Consider the following 6,799-nt stretch of genomic DNA (forward strand, 5'->3'; position numbering starts at 1 on the left):
TTAGCTAATCGTTACCTGGCGTGACCTGGCACACAGGTCTGCCAGTGCGGCCCCCGTGACCGGGGAAATTGCACCCTGCTCCGTGACGATCGCGGTCACCAGTTCTGGCGGCGTTACGTCGAAGGCCGGGTTGTACGCCTGTGTCCCCAACGGCGCCACAGGCATCCCGGCCCCCATCCCGGCATCAGATCCAGCCACCGGGACCGACGGCACCGTGAACTCTGTCACCTCCTGCCCCGACCGCTGCTCCACCTCGATGGAAGCACCGTCCGGAGTGCCCAGATCCACCGTGGTCACGGGCGCGACCACGATGAACGGAACGTGGTGGTACTTGGCCAGCACCGCGAGCGGATAGCTCCCCACCTTGTTGGCCACCGAACCGTCGGCCGCGATCCGGTCGGCGCCGATGAGTACGGCGTCCACCTCACCGGCGGCGAAGAGCGAACCCGCCGCATTGTCCGTGAGCAGCGTGTACGCCATGCCGTGCCGTGCGGCCTCGTACGTCGTGAGCCGCGCGCCCTGCAGCAGCGGGCGGGTCTCGTCGACCCACAGCCGCCGCAGCCTGCCCGTCCGGTGTGCGGCCAGCGCCACCGCGAACGCCGTGCCCTCACCGCCCGAGACCAGCGCCCCGGTGTTGCAGTGAGTCAGTACGCGGTGCCCCCCTCCCGGCAGTAGTTCCTCCAGGAGGGCCAGCCCGTGCGCAGCCATCCGCGCACTGGCTTCGGCATCGGCCCGGTGCAGCTCCCGCGCGGCGACCAGCGCCGACGCAGCCGCCCGCTCGGCGCCCGCCCCCTTCTCGACGGCCGCCCGGTACGCCGCTGCCGCGTGCCGCACCCCGTACCCGAGGTTCACGGCGGTGGGCCGCGCCCGCTCCAGCAGCCCCACGGCCTCGTCCACGTCGTACCCCCGCGCGGCAGCCAGCGCCACCCCGTAGGCACCGGCGAGCCCCAGCACGGGCGCTCCACGAACAGCGAGCGTCTGGATGGCCTGCACCAGCGCAGGCACATCCGTACAGACCAGCTCGACCTCCTCCGCGGGCAGCCGCGTCTGGTCGAGCAGCACCAGCACGGGACCCTCGGGCGGCTCCTCCCACCGCAGCGTAGGGAGCGGGGGCGGCTCGGCGCCCGCTGGGAATTGCGCGTCCTGATCAGCCATCTGCCCAGTCTGCCCGCTGAGGCACCGACAATTGAAGGTGCACAGGAGATACGGGCCCCGGTCCGCCGACAAGTGCCCCATGACACGATGGCTGCCAACCTGCCGCCGCAACCGCGGACGGGCACCGTGAAGGAGCGACGATGAACGACTCTCCGGGCTGGGCCTCGCCCGGATCTGCCCCCTCCGACGGTCAGAAGCCGGCCGTGCCACGGCCCGCCGAGCCGGCCGAGACCGTCGAGCCCGCCGAGCCCGCCGAGCCCGCCGATCAGAGCAATCCCGTATCGAAGTGGTCGAAGGAGCAGCCCCCGGCAGGCCAGTGGTCCGCCCCCAGCGGCCCTGGCGGGCACCCCGGCCCCCCGCAGCAGCAGCCGGCACCGAACTGGGGCGGCAGGCCCCAGGGCGGCGGCTGGGGCGGTCCTGCGCCCGTCGCCAAGCCCGGAGTGATCCCGCTGCGCCCGCTCGGCATCGGCGAGATCCTCGACGGAGCGGTGTCGACGCTGCGCGCCCACTGGCGCACGGTCCTCGGCATCACGGTCACCGTCGCGGTGATCACCCAGATCTGCGACATCCTGATCCAGCGCTACCTGCTCCCCGCGCCGCCCGAGGTCGACCCGAACGCCACGCCGTCCGAAGCCCTCAGCCAGTCCTTCGAGGCGATGCGGAGCACCCTGGTCAGCGCGGCCCCCACGTTCGCGATCGCTCTCATCGGCACACTCTTCACCACGGCTCTGCTGACCATGGTGATCAGCCGCTCCGTGCTCGGCCGCCCGGTGACACTCGCCGACGCCTGGCGCGAGGCCAAGCCCCAGCTGCCCCAGCTGCTCGGCCTGACCCTGCTGCTCCCCCTCCTCGCCGCCGCGATCATGACGGTCGGCATCCTCCCCGGCCTCCTGCTGGGCGGCGCGGCAGGCATCACCCTCGCGCTCCTCCTCGGTACGGCGGCCTTCGTCGCCGTCCTGTGGCTGATGGTCCGCTTCAGCCTCGCCTCGCCCGCCCTGATGCTGGAGAGGCAGAGCATCAAGAAGTCGCTGAGCCGCTCGGCCAAGCTGGTCAGCGGCGCCTGGTGGCGGGTCTTCGGCATCATGCTGCTCACGATGCTGCTCACCTTCATCGTGTCGATGATCATCGCCGTGCCGTTCGGCCTCATTGCCTACGCCGCCGACGACGGCCTGGACGGACTGTTCACCGGGGAGACTCCGGAATTCGGCTGGCCCTTCCTGATCATCACCGGCATCGGCGCCGTGATCGCCGCCTCGATCACCTACCCGATCAACGCCGGCGTGACGGTCCTGCTCTACGTCGACCAGCGCATCCGCCGCGAGGCTCTCGACCTCGAACTCTCCCGCGCCGCCGGCATCCCCGGCTACGGCCCCCAGCAGCCCACCGACACCACACCCGGGAGCTGATGCGGTGTCCACAGCGGGGGGCAGGACAACAGCGAGCCTCCGGGCTCGCGCAAGTGACGACGTACCGGTGGACATTCCACGCGTCCCGGCCCGAGAGGCCGCAGAGCGCGAACTGTCCAAGCCGATGTACCACGAGAACGACCCGAGCTTCCTCGAACGGGCCATCGACCGCTTCTGGGAATGGGTCAACGACCTGTTCAGCGCGGCGTCCGGGGCCACACCGGGAGGCGCGGTGGGGCTCGTGGTCGTCGTCGTGCTCGTCGTGCTCCTCGCCGCCGGCCTGTGGCTACGGCTCGGCACCCCCCAACGCACCCCTTCCCTTGAAGGGACGCTGTTCGACGAAGGCCCGCGCAGCGCGGCGGAGCACCGCGCCGCCGCCGAGGCACACGCCGCCTCACACCGCTGGAACCAGGCCGTCCAGGAACGGATGCGGGCCGTCGTACGCTCCCTGGAAGAGCGCGCCCTCCTCGACCCGCGCCCCGGCCGCACCGCGGACGAGGCCGCCTCTGAAGCCGGACAGTCCCTCCCCGGCCACGCCGCCCGACTGCGCGCCGCCGCCCGCGAATTCGACGACGTCACATACGGCGGCCGCACCGCCGACCAACAGGCGTACCAGCGCCTGAGCGAACTCGACTCCGCCGTCGAGCGCACAAAGCCGCTGCTCGGTTCCGCGGCCCAAGGAGCCTCGGAATGACCGGAGCTCGCACTGGCTCCACCTCGGCCTCCCCCACCGCCCGCCAGATCTGGACACGCGCCCGCGGCCTCCTCCTCGGCCTGGTCGTCATCCTCGTCGCCGGGATCGCCATCGCCGCCGTACGCTCCGGCGACCAGCACGGCCGACTCGACCCGCGCTCCGCCGACCCCCACGGCAGCCGCGCCGCAGCCGAACTCCTCAAGGCCCGTGGTGTCAGCACCCACGTGGTCACCAACCTCGACGAAGCCACGGCCGCGGCGACCGCCGACAGCACTCTGCTCGTAACCGCCCCCAATCTCCTGACACCCCGGCAGCAGCGCCAACTCCGCACCACCATGCAGGAATCCGCGTCCCGTACGGTGCTCCTCGCGCCCGGCGCCCCCTCGGTCCCCACTCTCGCTCCGGGCGTGCGCGTCGAGCGGCGCACCACCGTGTCGCCGCACTCCCCCCAGTGCTCGCTGCCTGCCGCGCTCCGCGCCGGCGACGCCGACACCGGCGGACTCCGCTACACCACCGAAGCCCCCGACGCCGACGCCTGCTACCCCAGCGACGGCCTCGCCACCGTCCTGCGCGTACCGCACACCGCAGGCAGCGACACCGTCCTGCTCGGCGCGCCGGACATCCTCTACAACGACCGCCTCGACGAACAGGGCAACGCCTCGCTCGCCCTTCAACTCCTCGGCTCCCGGCCCCATCTCGTCTGGTACCTCCCCTCGCTCGGCGACGCCTCGGCCACCGACGGTGGCGAAAGCAGCTTCTACGACCTGGCCCCTCCCGGCTGGCTCTGGGGAACGCTCCAACTCACCCTCGCCGCCGTACTCACCGCCATCTGGCGCGGCCGCCGACTGGGCCCCCTCGTCACCGAACAGCTCCCGGTAGCCGTCCGGGCCTCCGAGACCACCGAGGGCCGCGCCCGTCTCTACCGCCGAGCCGACGCCCGCGACCGCGCAGCCTCGGCCCTCCGCTCGGCAACCCGCACTCGCCTGGCCCCCCTTCTCGGCGTGCCCGCCTCCCGGGCGCACGCCTCCGACGCCCTGATCCCAGCCGTCTCCGCCCACCTGCCGACGACCGGCCGGGACCTCCCCGCCCTTCTCTTCGGCACCGCACCCTCCAACGACGCCGGCCTCATCCGCCTGGCAGACGAACTCGACGCCCTCGAAAGGGAGGTACGCGCTTCATGAGCGCCCAGCCCGCAGAGAACCCAGACAGCGCCCGAGCCTCCCTCGAAGCCCTGCGCACCGAGATCGCGAAGGCCGTGGTCGGCCAGGATCCCGCTGTCACCGGACTCGTCGTAGCCCTGCTCTGCCGAGGCCACGTCCTGCTCGAAGGAGTCCCCGGAGTAGCCAAGACGCTGCTGGTCCGCGCCCTCGCGGCCTCCCTCGAACTGGACACGAAGCGCGTCCAGTTCACCCCCGACCTCATGCCCAGCGACGTCACGGGATCTCTGGTCTACGACGCCCGCACCGCCGAGTTCTCCTTCCAGCCCGGCCCCGTCTTCACGAACCTCCTCCTCGCGGACGAAATCAACCGCACGCCCCCCAAGACGCAGGCGTCCCTCCTGGAGGCAATGGAGGAGCGCCAGGTCACCGTCGACGGAACGCCCCGCCCCCTGCCCGACCCCTTCCTGGTCGCCGCGACCCAGAACCCCGTGGAGTACGAGGGCACTTACCCCCTCCCCGAGGCGCAACTGGACCGCTTCCTCCTCAAGCTCACCGTCCCGCTCCCGTCCCGCGAGGACGAGATCGGCGTCCTGACCCGCCACGCGGAGGGCTTCAACCCCCGCGACCTGCACGCAGCCGGCCTACGCCCCGCCGCCAACACCGCCGACTTGGAAGCGGCCCGTGCTGCCGTGGCCAAGACCGCAGTCTCCGCCGAGATCACCGGTTACGTCGTCGATATCTGCCGTGCCACCCGAGAATCCCCCTCACTCACTCTCGGCGTCTCACCCCGAGGCGCCACCGCTCTGCTCTCCACCGCCCGTGCCTGGGCCTGGCTCACCGGCCGGGACTATGTCATCCCCGACGACGTGAAGGCCCTCGCGCTGCCCACCCTGCGCCACCGCATCCAGCTCCGGCCCGAGGCGGAGATGGAAGGAGTCACCGCCGACTCCGTCATCACCGCGATCCTGGCCCACGTCCCCGTCCCCCGCTGACGAGGCGATGACCGTGGCCCTCACCGGACGAACCGCACTCCTCGCCGCTCTCGGCGCGATCCCCATCGGCATCCTCGCGCCGAACTGGTCCGGGGTCCTCGCCGTGAACGCTCCCCTCACGCTCGCAATTCTGTGCGACTACGCCCTGGCCGCGCCAGTGCGAAAGCTCCGTTTCACCCGAAGTGGTGACACGTCAGTTCGATTGGGTGACGATGCCGAGATCCAGTTGACCGTCACGAACCCCTCGGGCCGCCCCCTGCGTGCCCAGCTCCGCGACGCCTGGCCGCCCAGTAGCTGGCCCACCGGCACCGAACAGGCAGCCTCACGCCACGAGCTGACCATCCCTGCAGGAGAGCGCCGCCGCCTCACCACTGCCCTGCGGCCCACCCGCCGGGGCGACAGCCACGCCGAACGGATCACCGTCCGCTCCTACGGGCCGCTCGGCCTGGCAGCCCGCCAGGGCAGCCACCGAGTCCCGTGGACCATCCGCGTCCTGCCGCCCTTCACAAGCCGCAAGCACCTCCCGTCCAAGCTGGCCCGCCTCCGCGAGCTCGACGGCCGCACCAGCGTCCTGAGGCGCGGCGAGGGCACCGAATTCGACAGCCTCCGCGACTACGTTCCCGGCGACGACACCCGCTCCATCGACTGGCGCGCCACCGCCCGGCAGAACACCGTCGCCGTACGCACGTGGCGCCCGGAACGCGACCGGCACATCCTGGTCGTCCTCGACACCGGCCGCACCTCGGCAGGCCGCGTCGGCGACGTACCGCGCCTGGACGCCTCCATGGACGCCGCCCTTCTCCTCGCCGCTCTGGCCTCACGCGCGGGCGACCGCGTCGACCTCCTGGCCTACGACCGCCGCATCCGCGCCCAGGTCCAGGGCCGAACCGCAGGCGACGTCCTGCCGGCCCTGGTCAACGCCTTGGCCCCGCTGGAGCCCGCGCTGGTCGAAACCAACGCCCGGGGCCTCAGCGCCGCGGCACTGGCCAACGCCCCCCGACGTTCCCTGGTCGTGCTACTGACCGGCCTGGACGCGGCCCCGGTGGAGGAAGGCATCCTCCCCGTACTTCCGCAGCTCACCCAACGCCACACCGTCCTGGTGGCGTCAGTAGCCGATCCCCGCGTCGAGGAAATGGCAGCCAGCCGCGGCACAGTCGACGCGGTCTACGAAGCCGCCGCCGCGACTCAGGCCCAGGAACAGCGCCGCCGCACAGCGGAGAAACTTACCCGCCACAACGTCACAGTCGTCGACGCAACCCCCGACGACCTGGCCCCGGCTCTCGCTGACGCATACCTCGCCCTGAAAGCGGCAGGCCGCCTGTAAGGGCCCCTGCAAAACAGAAAGGCCCTGCCGACGGGCGGCGGGGCCTTGAACGCAGAAAAGCCCCGCAC

General features: G+C 71.8%; 6 protein-coding genes. 5 read left to right on the forward strand and 1 reads right to left on the reverse strand.

Features of this window, described 5'->3' with window-relative positions; translation table 11 throughout:
• Window positions 1–1,155 carry an S-methyl-5-thioribose-1-phosphate isomerase gene (gene mtnA, locus J7E89_RS06790; RefSeq protein ID WP_214969456.1) on the reverse strand — a complete coding sequence of 385 codons (1,155 nt, stop codon included), beginning with the start codon at window positions 1,153–1,155 and terminating at the stop codon, window positions 1–3.
• A gap of 140 nt (window positions 1,156–1,295) precedes the next feature.
• Here mtnA and J7E89_RS06795 point away from each other — a divergent pair, with 140 nt between their 5' ends.
• From J7E89_RS06795 to J7E89_RS06815, 5 genes are read left to right on the forward strand one after another with little or no spacing between them, the layout of a single operon-like run.
• Window positions 1,296–2,561, forward strand: a complete 1,266-nt coding sequence (locus J7E89_RS06795; RefSeq protein ID WP_214969458.1) for a glycerophosphoryl diester phosphodiesterase membrane domain-containing protein — start codon at window positions 1,296–1,298, stop codon at window positions 2,559–2,561.
• A 4-nt stretch (window positions 2,562–2,565) separates the two neighbouring features.
• Window positions 2,566–3,255, forward strand: coding sequence for a DUF4129 domain-containing protein (locus J7E89_RS06800; protein WP_214969460.1), 690 nt, complete (start codon window positions 2,566–2,568; stop codon window positions 3,253–3,255).
• Window positions 3,252–4,436 (forward strand): DUF4350 domain-containing protein, encoded by a 1,185-nt coding sequence (locus J7E89_RS06805; protein ID WP_214969462.1) that lies wholly within the window; start codon window positions 3,252–3,254, stop codon window positions 4,434–4,436. Before J7E89_RS06800 ends, J7E89_RS06805 begins: the two co-directional genes overlap by 4 nt.
• Entirely contained in the window at window positions 4,433–5,407 is a 975-nt protein-coding gene (locus J7E89_RS06810) for a MoxR family ATPase (RefSeq protein WP_214969464.1), read from the forward strand. Before J7E89_RS06805 ends, J7E89_RS06810 begins: the two co-directional genes overlap by 4 nt.
• 13 nt (window positions 5,408–5,420) lie before the next feature.
• On the forward strand, window positions 5,421–6,731 hold the full coding sequence (locus tag J7E89_RS06815) for a DUF58 domain-containing protein (protein WP_214969466.1): 1,311 nt from the start codon (window positions 5,421–5,423) through the stop codon (window positions 6,729–6,731).
• The last annotated feature ends 68 nt before the right edge of the window (window positions 6,732–6,799 follow it).

Source organism: Streptomyces sp. ISL-100 (genome assembly GCF_018614615.1).
In the GTDB taxonomy this organism is placed as follows: domain Bacteria; phylum Actinomycetota; class Actinomycetes; order Streptomycetales; family Streptomycetaceae; genus Streptomyces.